Source organism: Mesobacillus sp. (assembly GCF_057785455.1).
The window spans coordinates 136,519-154,176 of the sequence record NZ_JBYNSB010000001.1; the positions used below are offsets into that span (position 1 = coordinate 136,519).

15 protein-coding genes and 1 other annotated feature are annotated in these 17,658 nt (G+C 43.1%); of the genes, 2 read left to right on the forward strand and 13 right to left on the reverse strand.

Annotated elements, in window-relative coordinates:
* Nucleotides 1-47: 47 nt before the first annotated feature.
* Nucleotides 48-1,259 carry a methionine gamma-lyase gene (gene megL, locus AC3EBE_RS00670; protein WP_488593107.1) on the reverse strand — a complete coding sequence of 404 codons (1,212 nt, stop codon included), beginning with the start codon at nt 1,257-1,259 and terminating at the stop codon, nt 48-50.
* Nucleotides 1,260-1,389: 130 nt separating this feature from the next.
* Complete coding sequence (locus tag AC3EBE_RS00675) at nt 1,390-2,826, reverse strand: sensor domain-containing diguanylate cyclase (RefSeq protein ID WP_488593108.1); 1,437 nt, start codon at nt 2,824-2,826, stop codon at nt 1,390-1,392.
* Nucleotides 2,827-3,266: 440 nt separating this feature from the next.
* On the opposite strand from AC3EBE_RS00675, the gene rpsD reads away from it, so the two are divergent.
* A complete protein-coding gene (gene rpsD, locus AC3EBE_RS00680) occupies nt 3,267-3,869 on the forward strand; it encodes a 30S ribosomal protein S4 (protein ID WP_079510073.1) in 603 nt (200 codons plus the stop codon).
* A gap of 331 nt (nt 3,870-4,200) precedes the next feature.
* Here the strand turns inward: rpsD and tyrS are convergent, their stop codons facing one another.
* On the reverse strand, nt 4,201-5,460 hold the full coding sequence (gene tyrS / locus AC3EBE_RS00685) for a tyrosine--tRNA ligase (RefSeq protein WP_488593109.1): 1,260 nt from the start codon (nt 5,458-5,460) through the stop codon (nt 4,201-4,203).
* Nucleotides 5,461-5,536: 76 nt separating this feature from the next.
* Nucleotides 5,537-5,755, reverse strand: a binding site (T-box leader).
* Between the two features lie 141 nt (nt 5,756-5,896).
* Here tyrS and AC3EBE_RS00690 point away from each other — a divergent pair.
* Entirely contained in the window at nt 5,897-8,800 is a 2,904-nt protein-coding gene (locus AC3EBE_RS00690; RefSeq protein WP_488593110.1) for a transglycosylase domain-containing protein, read from the forward strand.
* A gap of 150 nt (nt 8,801-8,950) precedes the next feature.
* Here AC3EBE_RS00690 and AC3EBE_RS00695 read toward each other — a convergent pair whose 3' ends face one another.
* The 10 genes from AC3EBE_RS00695 to acsA form a co-directional block, all read right to left on the reverse strand.
* Complete coding sequence (locus AC3EBE_RS00695) at nt 8,951-9,163, reverse strand: helix-turn-helix domain-containing protein (protein ID WP_488593111.1); 213 nt, start codon at nt 9,161-9,163, stop codon at nt 8,951-8,953.
* 10 nt (nt 9,164-9,173) lie between these two features.
* Nucleotides 9,174-9,656, reverse strand: coding sequence for a DUF2975 domain-containing protein (locus AC3EBE_RS00700; RefSeq protein ID WP_488593112.1), 483 nt, complete (start codon nt 9,654-9,656; stop codon nt 9,174-9,176).
* Between the two features lie 334 nt (nt 9,657-9,990).
* The gene (locus AC3EBE_RS00705) at nt 9,991-10,386 is read right to left on the reverse strand and encodes a DsrE/DsrF/DrsH-like family protein (protein WP_488593113.1); all 396 of its coding nucleotides are present in this window, start codon (nt 10,384-10,386) and stop codon (nt 9,991-9,993) included.
* Nucleotides 10,387-11,086: 700 nt separating this feature from the next.
* Nucleotides 11,087-11,764, reverse strand: coding sequence for a copper homeostasis protein CutC (locus tag AC3EBE_RS00710; protein ID WP_488593114.1), 678 nt, complete (start codon nt 11,762-11,764; stop codon nt 11,087-11,089).
* Nucleotides 11,765-12,377: 613 nt separating this feature from the next.
* Nucleotides 12,378-12,590, reverse strand: coding sequence for a hypothetical protein (locus AC3EBE_RS00715; protein WP_488593115.1), 213 nt, complete (start codon nt 12,588-12,590; stop codon nt 12,378-12,380).
* A gap of 182 nt (nt 12,591-12,772) precedes the next feature.
* The gene (locus AC3EBE_RS00720) at nt 12,773-13,006 is read right to left on the reverse strand and encodes a glutaredoxin family protein (RefSeq protein WP_488593116.1); all 234 of its coding nucleotides are present in this window, start codon (nt 13,004-13,006) and stop codon (nt 12,773-12,775) included.
* A gap of 170 nt (nt 13,007-13,176) precedes the next feature.
* Nucleotides 13,177-13,743, reverse strand: coding sequence for a hypothetical protein (locus AC3EBE_RS00725; RefSeq protein WP_488593117.1), 567 nt, complete (start codon nt 13,741-13,743; stop codon nt 13,177-13,179).
* Nucleotides 13,744-13,899: 156 nt separating this feature from the next.
* On the reverse strand, nt 13,900-14,337 hold the full coding sequence (locus AC3EBE_RS00730; RefSeq protein ID WP_488593174.1) for an ATP-binding protein: 438 nt from the start codon (nt 14,335-14,337) through the stop codon (nt 13,900-13,902).
* A gap of 5 nt (nt 14,338-14,342) precedes the next feature.
* Nucleotides 14,343-15,179 carry a VanW family protein gene (locus AC3EBE_RS00735; RefSeq protein ID WP_488593118.1) on the reverse strand — a complete coding sequence of 279 codons (837 nt, stop codon included), beginning with the start codon at nt 15,177-15,179 and terminating at the stop codon, nt 14,343-14,345.
* A 356-nt stretch (nt 15,180-15,535) separates the two neighbouring features.
* Nucleotides 15,536-17,254, reverse strand: a complete 1,719-nt coding sequence (acsA, locus tag AC3EBE_RS00740) for an acetate--CoA ligase (RefSeq protein ID WP_488593119.1) — start codon at nt 17,252-17,254, stop codon at nt 15,536-15,538.
* Nucleotides 17,255-17,658: the final 404 nt, after the last annotated feature.

A 17,658-nucleotide genomic window follows, 5' to 3' on the forward strand; every position in this document is an offset into this window, starting at 1 on the left:
TGCAACAGCCTGATTGGCAGTTTTACAGAATGGGTTTAAAAAGTAACTTATAGAGTGCCGCTTTCCTGCTTACTTTCCTTTCTTACCGCTTCAAAAGCAGCTTCAAGGTCATCGCGCAGATCCTCCCATGCTTCCAGGCCAACCGATAGCCTCAGCATATTATCCTTGATGCCCATTTTTTCCCGTGCTTCCTTTGGTACAACTGCATGAGTCATCGTAGCGGGATGCTGGATCAATGTTTCTGCGTCTCCAAGGCTGACGGCGATTTTAATCAGCTTTAATTGATTCATGAAGAGCTGGGCAGCTTCCTGTCCCCCTTTAATATTGAAGGAAATCAGCCCGCCTGGCTTACGCATTTGCTTTTTCGCAATGCTGTAATCAGGATGCTTAGGGTCTCCTGGAAAAATGACCTCCTCAACAGCTGGATGTTCTGAAAGATAAGCAGCCAATTTTTCCGCATTGTCACAATGGCGATCCATCCTGACTGGAAGCGTCTTCAAGCCGCGAAGCAGCAGCCATGCATCAAATGGCGACATGACTCCGCCTATGTCCTTCTGTGTCGTCATCGCGATCTTGGACATGATTTCCTTTGGCCCAACTGCGATACCGGCAATGACATCCCCGTGACCGCAAATGTATTTCGTTGCGCTGTGAATGACAAAATCACAGCCCAGCTCGATTGGATTTTGCAGATACGGGGAACTGAAGGTATTATCGACGACGACCGGGATCCCTTTTTCCCTGGCAACTTCAGCGACCATTTCCAGGTCCACAAGCCTCATGGTCGGATTGATAGGAGTTTCAATATAAATACATGCCGTCTCAGGCTTAATCGCTGCCAATACTTCTTCTCTCGTTGACATCATCGAGAAATCATGATGAATATCATATTTTTCCTGCATAAGCTGAAGCAGTCCGAACGTACAGCCATATACACCCTGAGAACAAAGGATATGGTCACCGCTTCTGGTCAGTGAAATCAGAATTGCAGAAACAGCAGCCATTCCGGAAGCGAATGCCAGTGCTTTCTCACCTTTTTCAATGGCCGCCATCCTTTCCTCAAGCATCGCGACCGTCGGATTTCCCAGGCGGGAATAAATGAAACCATCCTCTTCGCCAGCAAAGCGCCTTGCACCCTGCTCGGCAGTTTCGAATGTGAATGTGCTCGTTTGGAATAGCGGCGGAGCCAGACTTCCCCTGAATTCGTCTGACTTATATCCTGAATGGATTACTTCTGTTTCGAATCGTTTCTCTGTCATACTAATCCTCCTATACTTTTTGTAACCGCTTACAAAATACTCCCATATTCAGGATATGATATTTAACTCATTATGGAAAGCATTTTATCTCAGGAAAAAAAGGAAGAAGTTCTACACAATAAAAAAGCACTCATTCCTGAGTGCTGATGAAATCGAATTGATTTTCTTTCTGGACAACGACTTTGTTTTTGCCGGAGCTTTTTGCCATGTATAAGGCCTGATCCGCCCTCTTGAATACAGACTTTACTGTATCTTCCTGGCCTTTTACCCAGGCAGAGACACCGCACGAGATCGTGACATTCGGCTGGGTATGCTTTTCTACTTTATCAACAAGCCTGTTTGCAATCATGACGCCTATCTCCATTGGAGCTCCCGGCAAATAAATAGCCAGTTCTTCGCCTCCCCATCTTGCACCAACATCCGTACCGCGGATATTTTTTGCAATTTGGCTGGCCAGCTGGATGAGAATATCATCGCCAACCTGATGCCCGTATTTGTCATTCACGCATTTAAAATTATCAATATCGATGAGAATGAAACTTCCCTGAGCATCCTCAAGCATGCTCAGCTTCATTTTCTCATCAAGGTATTTCCTTGAATACAGCCTTGTCAGATGGTCAGTGACAACCATTTTCTCAAGTTCTTCCCGAAGCAGTGAATTTGTGAAAGCAAGTGTCGAGTGATGAATCAATGACTGCAGCAATTTAAAGGTATCAAATGAAAAATGATATGGTGTTTCGTGCAGGACCAGGGCAAAGCCTTTGAGTTCGCCGCTCTGGATCATTGGCACCCCCATGATGGAGCGAAACTGCAAGGATGGTCCATCTTTTTCAGAATCAAGATCACCGATAAACAATGCTTCTCTGTCACGCTGGATCCTCATGCCAATATCCATGATATACCTGGCAGCATGGCTGGAGAAAAAGAAGCTTGTGCTGCCCTGGAGCACAGAGTAATCATCAGTTTCACCATTCAGCATGATGAAACCGACCTCCTGGGCCTGGAAGGACTTAAGAATCTGTCCGCAGATAAACTTCATCGTATCAGACATGCGCAGGCTGGTATTGAGCTGATGAGAGGTTTCATTGATCAATTGCAGGTCGGAAACCAGCTTTCTTGATTGCTCATACAGCTTGGCATTTTCAAGCGCGCTCCCTGCCGTATTGGCCAAAAGCCTGATGAATTCAACCTCATTTGGCGGGAAAACGAGCGAGTCGGGTGCGATAATTTGCAGCACCCCGTATACCCCCTGCTTCCCTTTTAAAGGAGCGTACAAAATAGAGTTTTTATCGGCAAGAGAATCCTCGAATTGTACCTGTCCGCTTACATAGGACTGCATGGCCGTAATATTCTCTCCGTCATATTCCAGCTCCTTGACAGGGAGACCCGCATAGCCATTGTGGTCATGGGACAGCATCAGATAATAGGTGAAAGCAGGATACATCTCCTTCAGTGTTGAGATGATTTCCCCGAGAACAGCATCCATATCCATTGTTGAATGGAACTTTTCTGTCACCCTGAAAAGCTGCTTGTACCTTTTTTCTTCATGTTCTAATGTTTCTTCCATATGTATCACCTGTTTTTCAATCGCAACAGCGATCGGATGTGACTATTGATTGATCGATTTTTATAACTATTTTTCATATGGCAAAGTGCGACGTATAATTAATATCCAAATTTTGAAAAAATGAAACAATCACTATCAAGTATATCATATACATAGTAAAATAGTATGATTTAATAAGAGAATCTTTTAAGCGCAATCCTATTTCTTTTATGAAATTGCCTTGACTTTAGTCCGATAATAATTATATAATACTCTTTGTGTAAAATATCGCAGCCTATGTGGTCTGCATTATGTATGTATTTTGTTCCTCAAACATGGTTTGATGGTGTATCTCGTAACCCGCTGCTGCTAGGGCGAAGGTACATGAAAACAAAATACCCATAATGGTTAGTCACAATCTGTTTTTATTTTACAAAATAAAAACTAAGGAGGAGTCATTCATGGCTCGTTATACCGGCCCAAGCTGGAAACTATCCCGCCGTCTTGGAATTTCACTAAGCGGTACAGGTAAAGAATTAGAAAAACGCCCTTACGCTCCAGGTCCACATGGTCCTAACCAGCGTAAAAAATTATCCGAATACGGATTGCAACTTCAAGAGAAGCAAAAGCTTCGTCACATGTACGGAGTTACTGAGCGCCAGTTCCGTAACTTGTTCGACAAAGCAGGCAAAATGCCTGGTAAGCACGGTGAAAACTTCATGATCCTTCTTGAAGCTCGCCTTGACAATGTTGTTTACCGTCTAGGTCTTGCTCGCACTCGCCGTGCAGCTCGCCAGTTAGTAAACCACGGCCACATCATGGTTGATGGCGCACGCGTAGATATCCCATCTTACCGCGTAGCTCCTGGCCAGACAATCACACTTCGTGAAAAGTCTCGCAACCTTGATGTAGTTAAAGAAGCAATCGAAGTAAACAACTTCGTACCTGACTTCTTGACTTTCGATGCAGACAAGCTAGAAGGAACTTTCACTCGTATGCCTGAGCGTTCTGAACTTCCAGCTGAAATCAACGAAGCTCTTATCGTTGAATTCTATTCTCGTTAATAGTTTGTTTAATGAAATCCCCTGCCATTTGGCGGGGGATTTTTCGTTTTGGGTTTGTTCGTACCGAAGATTTTTGTTACTTTTTGGGTAAAAATATACGAGTTGCGGAATTGAGTGGCAAATTTGCGGGATTTCGACCAACTTCCGCGGAATCATGAAGGTGATTTGCGGGATTTGGACAAGAATTTGCTGTATCCTAGCTATTCTAAGCTGTCTGCAACGATATGAACGCTGTTACCCACAGTAATATCTCCTGAATTTAAGGAAACCTTATCAATTTTACATAAAAAACAGCCTTCCTGCTCTCCAGGAAGGCTGTTTTCACTAAAACTTAGTATTTAATAAGGAAGTATTTCTTTTTACCGCGGCGCACAATTGTAAATTGACCTTCGATCTTGTCCGCTTCACCGAGCACGTAAGCAGTGTCAGTCACACGCTCTCCATTCAATGATACTGCGCCATTGCTGACGTCTTCACGCGCCTGGCGTTTTGATGGAGAAATTTTCGCGGCAACCAAAAGGTCGACCAGTCCTAATTCCTCTTCTCCTTCTGCTTTGAAGGATGGAACATCTTTAAAACCTTGCTTGATTTCATCGGCTGTCAGGTTTTTCACATCGCCGCTGAATAACGCTGCGGAAATTTTAATTGCCTGCTGCAGTGACTCTTCACCATGAATCAAGCGAGTCATTTCTTCTGCCAAAGTCTTTTGGGCCTGGCGAAGATGCGGTTCTTCCTGAACTGATTTTTCAAGCTTTTCGATTTCTTCTTTTCCTAGGAATGTGAAGTATTTCAGGTATTTAACGACGTCGGCATCTGCTGTATTGATCCAGAACTGGTAGAACTCGTAAGGTGAAGTCTTCTCAGGGTCAAGCCACACTGCCCCGCTTTCGGATTTGCCGAATTTCGTTCCATCTGCCTTTGTTACAAGCGGAATTGTCAGGCCAAATGCCTTTGAACCTTCCGATGACATTTTGCGGATCAGTTCCAGTCCAGTTGTAATATTTCCCCACTGGTCACTGCCGCCGATTTGAAGCTTGCAGTCATGCTTCTCATATAAATGGAAGAAATCCATTGCCTGCAGGATCGTGTAAGTGAATTCTGTAAAAGAAATACCTGTTTCAAGTCTTGAAGCAATTGTGTCCTTTGCAAGCATGTAGTTTACACCGACATGCTTACCGAAGTCACGCAGGAAGGTAACGATGTCCATAGAGCCTGCCCAGTCGTAGTTGTTCACCATTACTGCTCCATTTTCACCCTCAACACTGAAGATTTGCTCGAGCTGCTTCTTGATGCCTGCAACGTTCAGCTGAACTTGCTCAAGAGTCTGCAGCTTGCGCTCTTCACTCTTACCGCTCGGGTCGCCGATCAGGCCTGTGGCTCCTCCAACAAGTACTATTGGTCGATGCCCTGCATTCTGGAAACGGCGCAATGTCAGGAATGGAAGCAAATGTCCGATATGCATGCTGTCTGCAGTCGGGTCAACTCCACAGTATAGTGAGATTTTTTCCTTTGTCAGCAAATCTTTAAGTCCTTCTTCATCTGTCTGCTGGTAGACGATCCCGCGCCATTCCAGGTCCTGTAATAAATCCATTTTCCTTCCTCCATTCAATCTTTTCTTTCTATTCATACCAGGTATCAGGGCAAATAAAAAACGCCCCTGCAATAAATGCAGGGACGCTATATATGCGCGGTACCACCCGGCTTGAAAACAAATTTTGTCTTCCACTCAATAATGTAACGGTTATACCGGCCGCAGCTACTATGTGTCCTGTTCACTCGCGGCGCTCGGGGAGGTAATTCATCCTTCTGTTTGTACCGGCTCACAGCAACCGCCGGCTTTCTGGAACATGGACAGAAGCACTACTAATTCCCTTCACAGCTTTTACTATAAAGTTAATAAAGCATTTTTACCATAAAGTTATATCAGTTGTCAAATTCGACATAAATTTTCTGAAAAATGGCGATTCGTGACTTTTCGGATGCTTGTTTATGCTATAATGTATGTGATTTTAGGGGGAATGATACGAATGCAAGATGAAAAACAGCCTTGGAAAGAGAAAATAAAATCCTTGGGTGCTTTTTTTACGAATAAAAAAACCGTAAAAGGGGCCAGGATTACCTACTCGGTTGTCTGGAACATGCTGCTGTTATTGATGATCGTCCTGGTTCTTGGTGCCGGATTTGCCGGCGGAGCCGGAGCCGGATACTTTGCGTCCCTTGTGAAAGATGAACAAATCAGGCCTTACGAAACGATGAAGAAAGATATATACAACTACGAAGAAACTTCGGACTTATACTTCGCCAATGATGTTTATCTCGGCAAGCTCCGGACAGACCTCTACCGTGAGGAAGTCAAGCTGGATAGTGTATCCCAACATCTTGTCAACGCGATAGTGGCGACAGAGGATGAGTATTTCTATGAGCATGACGGCGTTGTGCCAAAGGCAATCATGCGCGCACTCTTCCAGGAAGTCACGAACTCGGCGACATCTTCCGGGGGAAGTACACTGACCCAGCAGCTTATCAAAAACCAGATCCTGACCAATGAGATTTCCTTCGCGCGTAAAGCGAAAGAAATCCTGCTGGCACTCCGTCTGGAGAAATTTTTCGATAAAAAAGAAATTTTGGAAGCGTATTTAAATGTCGCAACGTTTGGCCGTAATGCAAACGGCAGCAATATTGCCGGTGTCCAGGCAGCGGCAAAGGGAATCTTCGGAAAGGATGCCAAGGATTTGACTCTGCCCCAGGCAGCGTTCATCGCCGGTCTTCCTCAAAGTCCCTTCGGCTATACGCCATTTAGCAGCAATCACGGTGTCCTTAAAGATGCTGCCGGCCTTGAACCGGGATTGACCAGGCTCAAAACGGTTCTGACGAGAATGCATGGTGCCGGCTTCATCACCGACCAGGAGTTTAAGGAGGCAATAAACTATGATATTACCAAAGACTTCGTAAAAGAAGTCCCTAGTGATAACACTGTTGAAGAGTATCCTTACCTCACTTTTGAAATTGAGTCCCGTGCTGTTGAAATTTTAGCAGGTATCCTTGCAGAGCGTGATGGTTATGAACTAGAGGATTTGAAGAATGATGATGATCTGAGAAAAGAATATGATGCTCTGGCAGATCGTGATCTTCGCCAGAACGGATATAAAATTTATTCGACCATTAACAAAGATATCTACAACAAGATGCAGGAAACGGCAAAAAATTATAAGTATTATGGCAGTGATAAACCACAGGAAGTTCCTGATCCTGATGATCCGAATAAGACAATCACGATTATGGAACAGGTTGAAATCGGTGCCATGATGATTGAAAACAAAACTGGCAGAATCATCAGCTTTGTCGGCGGTCGTGATTTCAAGCGCCAGCAGGCAAATCATGCAACGTTTACGGAAAGGCAAAATGGCTCTACAATGAAGCCGCTGCTTGTTTATGCCCCTGCGATGGAGCTTGGTAAGCTGCATCCAGGAACGATTTTACCGGACGTTGAAGTGTTCCTATACGGGCCTGGAAAACCATGGCCGCATAACTATGACATGAAATATAGCGGATTGACATCAGCAAGGTACGCACTGACAAAATCCTATAACGTGCCTGCCGTCCTTGCCTACAAGAATATTCTTGGGCAAAAACCTGCTACTTTCCTGGATAAAATGGGCTTCTCCAGTCTGGGAAGAGATGATTACTCCAATCTTGCGACTGCAATTGGTTCGCTGCAGGGTGGGGTAACAGTAGAGGAAAACACAAATGCATTTGGCACATTTGCAAACGGCGGAAAGTTCATCGACGCTTACCTCATTGAAAAGATTGTAGATAAACATGGCAATATCGTCTATCAGCATAAATCCGAGCCTGTAGACGTGTTCAGCCCTCAGACAGCCTATTTGACGATCGATATGATGAGGGATGTTATCCAGCGCGGAACGGCGACTGCTGTCAACGGGCGCCTTAAGTTCGCTTCAGACTGGGCAGGAAAAACAGGTACGGGTCATGAATATTACGATTCATGGTTCGTAGCAACCAACCCGAATGTATCCATGGGCGTATGGCTTGGCTATGACCACAACAAGCCGCTAGAAAAGAAATATAAAGGACTTTCCTATGGGGTCCGCACCCAGTATATCTGGGCTGACTTAGTGAATGATGCTTATGATGTCGCACCACAACTGGTCGATCCGGCTGACCGCTTTAAAATGCCTGGCGGAATCGTGAAGAGAGATTATTGTGCTGTATCAGGCTTACTGCCATCCAGCGCATGTTCGAAAGCTGGCCTGGTTCAGTCCGATTATTTCATAGCCAAGTATGCACCTACAAAAGTAGATGACAGCCTAGTGGAAAGCAAATTTGTCTATGTGGGTGACAAGCGCTATCTCGCATTGGATTCAACTCCAGCAGAATTTGCTGAAACAGGCGTCATCCTGAATCCTGAATATATGGAAAGCATCATCGGCCATAAAATCCGGGATGTTTCCCAGCTCCTTCCTAAGAAGGATGCCTGGTCCAAAATTCTTGTTGCTGAAGATAAGCTTAGTGAAAACGGCAAAGCACCTGCAGCTCCAGGAATCAAACTATCAGGCAATTCGATTGTCTGGGCTAAACACCCTGAAAATGATATTGTCGGATACAGAGTCTATAACGGAAAACAAAAGGTCGGCAGCATCAAAGCAGGTGCAGACCTAGTGTTCAAAGCAGGCAGCGGAGCATTCTACGTTACCGCAGTCGATATTGCCGGGAAAGAATCAGCACCATCCAATATCATAGAGATAGGAGCGCCAAAAGATCCAAAACCAGCCGATCCACCGACAGATCCAAAACCAGACGAACCACCAACCAATCCAAAACCGAAGGACCCACCTACCCCACCACCACCAGGAGGCGGCGATGGTGACGGAAACGGTAATGGAAACAGAAACGGCGGCGGCGGCAATTAAAAGGAAGAAGCAAAGGGACGTACCCTTTGCTTCTTTTTTGGTTAATAGAAGCATGGGGACGTACCCATTGCTTCTATTTTCACCCTTACATAGCGATCAATTATTGAATTGCTCAATCAAAAAAGGAAGCATGAGATACGTCCCCATGCTTCACTCTTCATCACTTCGATATTCTAATATGTCTCCCGGCTGGCATTCTAAGGCCTTGCAGATAGCTTCCAACGTGGATAGGCGAATCGCTTTTGCCTTTCCATTCTTCAATATTGATAGGTTGGCCATGGTGATTCCAACCTTCTCCGAAAGTTCTGTTACACTCATTTTCCTTTTGGCCAGCATCACATCAATGTTGATTATAATCGCCATTTCACTCACCTCAGACTGTTAAATCATTTTCAGATTTTATGTTAATAGCTTCCTGCAGAAGTCTTTGGAGTACGGCCGCAAAGACTGCGATCACCATCGAAGCAAAAATAAGGAGCATCCCAATCAGGATGATACCCGGTGCATCGTCTCTCTCTGCTACAAGATAGAAAAGGGGCAAACCTGCCGCAAATATCGTACTGATTGCGATTGCAGAGTATTTTATATTCATCAATGCCCTGACTGATAAATCCGAGAAAGCATCATTTCTGTCAATAAGGTTTAAAAGTTTAAAAGCCTGATACAAAGCAAAGTAAAAAGGAATGCTTGCTGCATAAAAATCAATGAACACGAGGTATTTAATAAATGTCATCTCAGGATACAATTCAGCCGCAAACCCAGCTATCTCCGGCACCAGAAAAATGCATAACGCTATAACGGGAACTCCCATAAGAATAACAGCCAGCTTTAAAAATAGTGTAGAACTGTGTTTCATACAAAGCACCTCTTTTGGATTATTGTAGATTGATTTTACCATCACATTTATCGATTTACAATAAATTATTTATGTTTTTCATGTTATTTTTATTGTTGGTTCTCATGTTTTTGTTTGAAACTATAAAGAGTGATACTATTTCTTAGCAAAAACAAAAAGCCTTCCAAACCAGGTTTAGAAGGCTTTCATAGGGCTTTTAAAATACCGTTCAGTGACAATAACAAAGGCCTTTCCCAATGTTAAAATTGTCGGAAAGGCCGCATTTAATTTTACAGGGTAATCGATATAGTTTTTAAGCTTTTTTTACCTACAAGGAATTAACCAAAGAGCGGAATTAGAATGTCAAGCTAACATCTGCATCTGTTGCAAATTCCAGGAATGTTACAGCTCCGCCTACTTCGATTCCATCGATGAATGCCTCTTTTTCAAGTCCCATTACATCCATTGTCATTTGGCAGCCAATGAATTTAACGCCCATTTCTTTCGCCATATCAACCAATTCCGGAATAGCAGGAACATTAGCTTTGGCAAAACCTTCTGCAAAATGCTCCTTGCCTTCTGGCATAGGAAGCTGCTTATACGCTTCCTTATGTATTAAATTCAATCCTTCAAATGTGAAGAACACAGCTACTTCCTGATCAGTGGCAGCCGCTGCCGTTGCGATATTGAATACTTTATATGCGTCAAATAAACCACCATTACTTGCGATGATTGCTACTTTTTTACTCATTTTAAATTTCCTCCTTTATTTCGTTCATGTTTTTGCTAATAAAGCCAAATTGTTGTTTCTTAAATACCATTACCCCTATATGTATAATATTAACGTATAAAAAAAATAAGGTCAAGAGCGACGTTTTCCTTGCTTCCTATATTGTCACTTTCCTTTGTTTAAGTTACCTTAATCCTGCTTCTTTAGCTTTAGCTCAAATAGAAAGTACACAAAATGTCGCGTTAACCTCTATGAATTAAATTCAAGCGTATATTTTTACAGCGTACACTTTAAATTACAAAGTGAAGTGGAATAAGCCTACATTTATTTATGCAAAAGCTCTGTTAAACTAGGCTGTTGATTTTCGCTCCAGGCGCTCCGCTTTCCTCTGAAAAATTATGAAAAAGCCCAATTGCCGGCTTTTTCAAGAGCAAATTTTTCTTGGGGCATGCGCTGAGCCTCCTCGTCGCTTTGCTCCTGCGGGGTCTCACCTGCCCGCTTCATCCCGAAGGAGTCTGCGCGCCTGGAACGAAGAGAAACAGGGGTTAAAAATCAACATTCGGCATTAACAGAGCCTATGCAAAAAAAAGCCACAATAAAAGCTTATATATGACCATAGCAGGAAGTTCTAATATTGCCCTCTCCCTCTTTCCAATGCCAACTTTTCCATTCTTCAAACAAAGCAAGGAGGTTAGCATCCCAGGAATGCAAACAACCCATCCTATGCATTAATATGCTTTAAAAGGCTGTTCAGCTGTTGTTCACTTATATCTTCGAATGGTGAAAAGTCCCTTCTAACTGCAGTTCCGAAATGAAACTCAGGAGCTTGGGTTTCTTTCATTATAATTTTTATATTCTCAAAAGTTAGTCCGCCGCCAACTAGAATTTTTATATGTTTGGAGTGATCGATCATTTGCCGAATCACTTCAATGTTATCCTCTACCCTTCCTTTTCCTCCAGATGTGAGAATCCTGTCAATCTCTCTATAACCGGACAGCTTTTTGACCCCTTCTGCAGGATTGAGCAAATCGTCAATTGCCCGATGGAAGGTAACCTCCAGTCCGTCGGTTACATGGAGGAGCTGTTGAAGGCTCCTTTCGCATATTTCACCTTTGCTAGTCAAGGTTCCTAAAACAACCCCATTTGCACCAAGTTCCTTCACTACTTTTATATCATGAATCATGATGCCTATTTCTTCCTCGGAATAGACAAACGATTTTGAATGTGGTCTTATCATAACATTAACCGGGATTTCCACTGCCTCTACAGCCATTTTTATAAGGCCATAGCTTGGGGTCAGCCCTCCCTCCGATAGAGCGGAAACCAGTTCGATCCTGTCACCTCCGAACTGCTCAATTTTTTTTACATCTTCAATGCCTGCTGCGATAATCTCAATCATCACGATACACCTGCCTTATTTTTATTGTTTGAGCTTTATTTGTGGCAACAGTTTTTTCCTCTGCTGCCTTTCTCTTATTACGCCATTAAAAGGATGCCAAATGACCAAAAGAGCCGCTTTTCTTTATCCCTTGACTGAAACGGTTCTCATCCAATGGAATGTTTCTCGCCTTTTTATAATCTGTCAGATTATAACCTTTTTTATTTAGCTTATTGATAAGGTGAAGATTAGATAACATCTTGGCACCTTTTTCAATTGTATACTGGAAAACTAAAACCTAGACATATGTTCATACTACATGTCTAGGTTGTACCCATGAATTTCTTTTTATAGGTTCATTAGTGGCTTTGCCTAATTTGATATAAATTACTACCAGCATGTAAGACGAATAATGTTTAATAAAAAGATTCAATACAATGGGACATGATCCCTTTTAAGCAAAAATGATTTATTCCAAGCAAAGTAAAAGGACCAAATCGCTAACATAGCAATTTGGTCCACGAAGGCATTTTAAACTGCAAATTCAGTTGGAGTAATAGGTATCCGAAGCCGAAATTCTCTGCTGGCGCTTTCTTTTAAACAAAAGCATTAGAAACGTCCCGGTGCTTCCATCCTAATTATCGTTTTCTGATTCCATATCAGATTCCTGGTCATCCTGTTGTTCTTCCATGTTCTCCATATTGTTTTGATTTTCCATATGGTCTTGTTCTTCCATGTTCTCCATGTTGTTCTCATCTTCTGGCGGCGGATTTTCGTCCGCACCGCATCCTGCTAAAAGTAATCCTGCACCTAATGGAATCGACAGCAGTACATTCTTGAATTGCATTCTTGTCATCTCCCTTTTGCAGTATTTTATCAGTTGTCCTTTTCCCTATTACCGCCTATATAAACTTGGAACCTGAGGATTCCCCTTTGCTTCCTTTGTAAAGAAGTGCTTTGTACAAATAAAAACAAGCTTTCTATGTAAACAAAAAGGAAGCACTGGGTACGTCCCCGTGCTTCCATGGATTATTTATTTACGTATTGCATCAGTGTTTCGGGATCGAAGCCGAGTACCCAGTGGCCGTTTACTTTGGTCTGGGGTACGCCCATTTGTCCGGTTTCTTCTACTAGCTTATGGGCTGCTTCTTGGTCGAATTGTACGTTTACTTCTTTGTAGTTTAATCCTTGACCCTCAAGGAATTGTTTCATCATTGTGCAGTACGGTCAAGTATTGGTTGTATAGACTGTAATATCATTCATTCTGCATGCCTCCAAAAGGATTATTGTTTCATCCCAGAAATGATTTTGGTGAAAAGCATTTCCGGGACTTACCTATGTTTTTCCCTATTTTGATAAAAAGAAACAGAGGCCGGGGTATCCTCTCTTGTTTTCCGAAAACTGCATGCTAACCAATACCCCTTTAATCCTCTTTAGACATCAAAACTTAATCCGCTTACCTTCCATTCATCGTTGACCAATTTAAAGGTCAAATTTAAGAATGTCGGCGGACTTACAGGCTCTCCTTCTGCATTTGTGTAAAATTCTCTTATATGTATCATATAAGTATTATTATCCTTATTATATTGAAATCCTTGGATAACCCAGTCATCGAGTTTATCACCAACAGTGAATACCTGCCACTTATAGTTAGTATCATCTTCTATATACAAAGTGTGTTCAATTTGTTCCAGCACAAGTTCATCAGACAATAGAGTTTGCAGCGTTTCTATGTCACCTGAAGTATGCGCACTAACAAACTGTCTTGATAGATCACTGAAATTGGGAAACATCTCAACTTCCTTTTGGTAATTCTCAACTTGCTGTTCTAGTTCTGTCACTCTCTGGGCTAATTTTTCCTGGACAGCTTTATTTTCATTTAAACTCGACGTCAGTTTTTCTTTCTCCTCTTTCAGCTGACTTACGGCCTCTTCACTATTTGTACAGGCTGTAATCAAAGAAACACTGAAAACCAGCATAATTAGAAAACGCTTTTTCATATTTTCTCCCCCAGCTTCTCTGTAGTTTTTCCAATAACACATTCACCGGACATTTTCAGCAAGGTGTATGATTCCCTGTGTTTCATCACTATCCGAAATCACGAATAAATAATCCGCTTCATCTCCCGACGGTGCTGTAACATCAGGGTTTGAAGATTAAGCTTGCTGCCTATCAAGGACCTCTTCGAAAGTGAAGGCACTCCTGAAAATAGTGGTACTGCGGATGCTTTCTGCAATTCTTGTTCGCAGAATATCGTCAGGTATGTTGAAATGAATGAGAATGGTGGTAAAATCTTTATCTTTCAAATAACTTAATAATTGCCGCCGTCCTTTTTGATTTCGATTGGAATTACAGAGAATGAGATGGGACTGTGTCTGTTCGACAGCATGATCAACGATGGTTTTCGTGATCGCATATTTAAGCGTATTAGCTCCTTGTTTCGGCAGGAGCTTTTTATAAAATGTGTTAAGGAACTCGGCATGGTTATCCTGGTCAATCACGATGGAGTTGTTCAGTGCTTGTTCTAAAGCATGCGCGAATGTAGTTTTTCCGCTATGAGTTAAACCGACCGTAATAATGGCAATCCTATTCATTTTAGTCAAATGGACTTCCCTTCTGTCCAGCATGTCTTTTGTAAAAACTGCTCCTCAAATACATCATATTTTACCTCTGAAAAGTTTCTAATCAGAAGCTCTTCATGTACAGAGTCTCCTGTCCTTTTATCGACGACCTTTCTCCAAATTTCGTTTTCGCGGAAGGTTTTGTTGTTTTGTTTCAGAAAGCGATGTTTTTTCTCGAGAATATGATAGGAATATGCTAAAACAGTATCAGAGAAAATTGCTCCCTTTAAATGCTTGCTGGTAACCCAGGTTCTAATCTGGAACGATTGGTCTGAAGGATTTTTAAACCGGAGATCGATGTAATTATAAAATACGCTTGCGCCACTCCCAAATGGCAGCACTCTGCCTTCATCAGGAAAAGGGTCAAAGCTGTGATGATGCCGTTCTGCTATTTCTAGTGGAGTATGGAGAGCCATCCAATACAGCAGATTCGCCAGCTGACAGATTCCGCCGCCTACTCCGGTTTTAACTTCTCCCCTGGAGAGCTGCATTCCCTCAATATAACCTTTTTCTCTTGTCGTCTTTCCGACCAATTCCCAAAATGAAAAGGTTTCACCAGGTTTAATGATAATGCCATCAATTTTGCTGGCAGCAAGCTTCAGGTTTGTGATTTTGTTTTCCTGGAGCTGCGGGTCACTGTTCCCCAGCTTCCTCCTCAAGAGGGATTGATGTTTCTTGCAAGTGTATGGAAAGGATTCCTTACTAAATGATTTAGCGAAGATTTTTCGGTTCTTTATATTTTGAAAAGAGCGGAAAAGCTGCTTTTGTCTAATCCTCAGATGATAAAATATTGGATGGATCTTGGAGATTCTCATTTTTCACCTCGGCTCCTGCTAGAAAGCTCCCTAGCAAACCCTTTTATTACCATATTATCATAAACTAAAATAAAAAATTTTTTTTAGAAAAATTGTTTTGTTCACAAATAGAACAGCAAAAAGAGCATGATATCAATTCATGCTCTTTTATCATAATAGCTCTGTTAAACTAGGCTGTTGATTTTCGTTCCAGGCGCTTCGCTTTCCTCGGGGCGTGCGCTGAGCCTCCTCGTCGCTTTGCTCCTGCGGGGTCTCATCTGCCCGCTTCATCCCGAAGGAGTCTGCGCGCCTTCCACTACAATCAACAGGGTTAAAAAACAACTTTCAGCATTAACAGAGCCATCATAATTAAACGATCAGTCTTCCATTGTGGACAAGTCACCAGTTGGAAGGTCAAGCTCCCATGCTTTCAAGACACGGCGCATAATCTTACCGCTTCTTGTCTTAGGCAGCTTGTCGCGGAATTCGATTTCTCGCGGAGCTGCATGTGCTGCCAGGCCTTTTTTAACAAACTGTCGGATTTCTTCAATCAGTTCATCTGATTGCTCATAGCCGTCACGAAGCGCGATGAAAGCTTTGATGATTTCCCCGCGGACTGGGTCTGGCTTGCCGATGACTCCAGCTTCCGCTACTGCAGGGTGCTCTACTAGCTTGCTCTCAACCTCGAAAGGACCAACGCGCTCGCCTGATGTCATGATGACATCATCAATGCGTCCCTGGAACCAGAAATATCCATCCTCATCCATATACGCTGAGTCACCGGATACATACCAGTCGCCAGGCATGAAATAGGATTCATATTTCTGCGGGTTATTCCAGATGGTATGCATCATGGACGGCCAGCCCTTCTTGATGGCCAGGTTGCCCATTCTGTATGGAGGCAGTTCATTGCCCTGGTCATCGACAATCGCTGCTTTCACTCCTGGTATCGGCTTGCCCATCGAACCTGGTTTGATCTCCATGCTTGGGTAATTACAGATTAGCTGAGCTCCAGTTTCTGTCATCCACCATGTATCATGTATACGCAGATGGAACACCTTCATGCCCCAGCGGACAACCTCCGGATTCAAAGGCTCTCCAACACTCAGGATGTGGCGAAGTGAGCTCAGGTCGAATTTCTTCACTACCTCATCCCCTGCCCCCATCAGCATCCTGAAGGCTGTTGGCGCACTGTACCATACCGTCACTCCATACTCCTCGATCATCTTGTACCATGTCTCAGGGTTGAAGCGGCCGCCAATAATGACATTGGAAGCTCCTGCAAGCCACGGGCCAAAGATTCCGTATGAAGTACCTGTTACCCAGCCAGGATCGGCTGTACACCAGTAAACATCCTCTTCCTTAAGGTCAAGGACCCATTTGGCTGTCTGGTAATGCTGGATCATGGCGTTATGGACATGAAGGACTCCCTTCGGCTTTCCAGTCGAACCAGACGTATAATGTAAAATCAATCCATCCTTGCGGTCAACCCACTCAACATCAAGCTTGCTGCTCGCTTCAGATAGCTTCTGTTTGAAATCGATGTATTCTCCATTGCCCTCCAGATTGTCGCCAACCAAAAGAACATGCTTTAAGTCAGGCAGCTCGCTGACCGGCACCCTTTCCAAAAGCTCTGGAGTCGTTACCAATACCTTCGCTCCGCTATCCTCAAGCCTGTCTCGGACAGCACCTTCCATGAATGCTTCGAATAAAGGTCCTACGATGGCACCGAGCTTGATTGCGCCAAGAACTGCGAAATACAGTTCTGGAGAACGAGGCATGAAGATGAAAACACGGTCCCCTTTTTCAACATCAGCATATGTCTTGAAGACATTCCCAGCCTTATTGGACATCTCTTTCATTTCTTTGAAGGTGTACTTTTCCTTGCGTGTACCATCCTGATAATACAAAGCGACCTTATTTTTTCTGAAGCCCTTGGCATGTCGGTCAATTGCCTCATATGCCAAATTCACTCTCCCTGTTTCATGCCAGGAGAATTCTTTCTCGGCATCAGCCCAATCAAATTGGCCATGGAATTCCTCATAATCTTTAAGATTGTGTTCTCCCTGTGTTACTGGCAGCGCTTCCACTTTCATATATCCATCCCCCTTGTCTTTTTTATTTAAAATACATTATAGTATAAAAATTCTCTTTTCTCAATTTTTAAAATATTCGTAGACAAAATATATCCTTAAGATTTATTAATACCTAGTAATTTTTAGTTCTAGATGCTAACAAGCTCTGAATTTTATTCAAGCCTGTCGATTGTAGTGGAAGGCGCGTAGACTCCTGCGGGCGCAGCTGGTAAGTTGAGCCCCCGCAGGAGCAAAGCGACGAGGAAGCTCAACACCAGCCCCGCGGAAAGCGAAGCGCCTGGAACGAAAATCAACAGCCTTTTATAAAAGCATTTAATAAAACAGAAAATTTTGTGAAAGCGCTTTTATCTGTTAGATTTTATGTATAATAGAATTATCGTTTGAAATGTTGACGGGTGGTGACT

What these genes read in the sequence shown, in the direction of transcription:
- AC3EBE_RS00715 (WP_488593115.1), bottom strand. Translation starts at nt 12,590, where the DNA reads ATGCAATTCAAGAATGTACTGCTGTCGATTCCATTAGGTGCAGGATTA.
- AC3EBE_RS00700 (WP_488593112.1), bottom strand. Translation starts at nt 9,656, where the DNA reads ATGAAACACAGTTCTACACTATTTTTAAAGCTGGCTGTTATTCTTATG.
- rpsD (WP_079510073.1), top strand. Translation starts at nt 3,267, where the DNA reads ATGGCTCGTTATACCGGCCCAAGCTGGAAACTATCCCGCCGTCTTGGA.
- AC3EBE_RS00710 (WP_488593114.1), bottom strand. Translation starts at nt 11,764, where the DNA reads ATGATTGAGATTATCGCAGCAGGCATTGAAGATGTAAAAAAAATTGAG.
- acsA (WP_488593119.1), bottom strand. Translation starts at nt 17,254, where the DNA reads ATGAAAGTGGAAGCGCTGCCAGTAACACAGGGAGAACACAATCTTAAA.
- megL (WP_488593107.1), bottom strand. Translation starts at nt 1,259, where the DNA reads ATGACAGAGAAACGATTCGAAACAGAAGTAATCCATTCAGGATATAAG.
- tyrS (WP_488593109.1), bottom strand. Translation starts at nt 5,460, where the DNA reads ATGGATTTATTACAGGACCTGGAATGGCGCGGGATCGTCTACCAGCAG.
- AC3EBE_RS00705 (WP_488593113.1), bottom strand. Translation starts at nt 10,386, where the DNA reads ATGAGTAAAAAAGTAGCAATCATCGCAAGTAATGGTGGTTTATTTGAC.
- AC3EBE_RS00735 (WP_488593118.1), bottom strand. Translation starts at nt 15,179, where the DNA reads ATGAGAATCTCCAAGATCCATCCAATATTTTATCATCTGAGGATTAGA.
- AC3EBE_RS00695 (WP_488593111.1), bottom strand. Translation starts at nt 9,163, where the DNA reads ATGGCGATTATAATCAACATTGATGTGATGCTGGCCAAAAGGAAAATG.
- AC3EBE_RS00675 (WP_488593108.1), bottom strand. Translation starts at nt 2,826, where the DNA reads ATGGAAGAAACATTAGAACATGAAGAAAAAAGGTACAAGCAGCTTTTC.
- AC3EBE_RS00690 (WP_488593110.1), top strand. Translation starts at nt 5,897, where the DNA reads ATGCAAGATGAAAAACAGCCTTGGAAAGAGAAAATAAAATCCTTGGGT.
- AC3EBE_RS00730 (WP_488593174.1), bottom strand. Translation starts at nt 14,337, where the DNA reads ATGAATAGGATTGCCATTATTACGGTCGGTTTAACTCATAGCGGAAAA.
- AC3EBE_RS00725 (WP_488593117.1), bottom strand. Translation starts at nt 13,743, where the DNA reads ATGAAAAAGCGTTTTCTAATTATGCTGGTTTTCAGTGTTTCTTTGATT.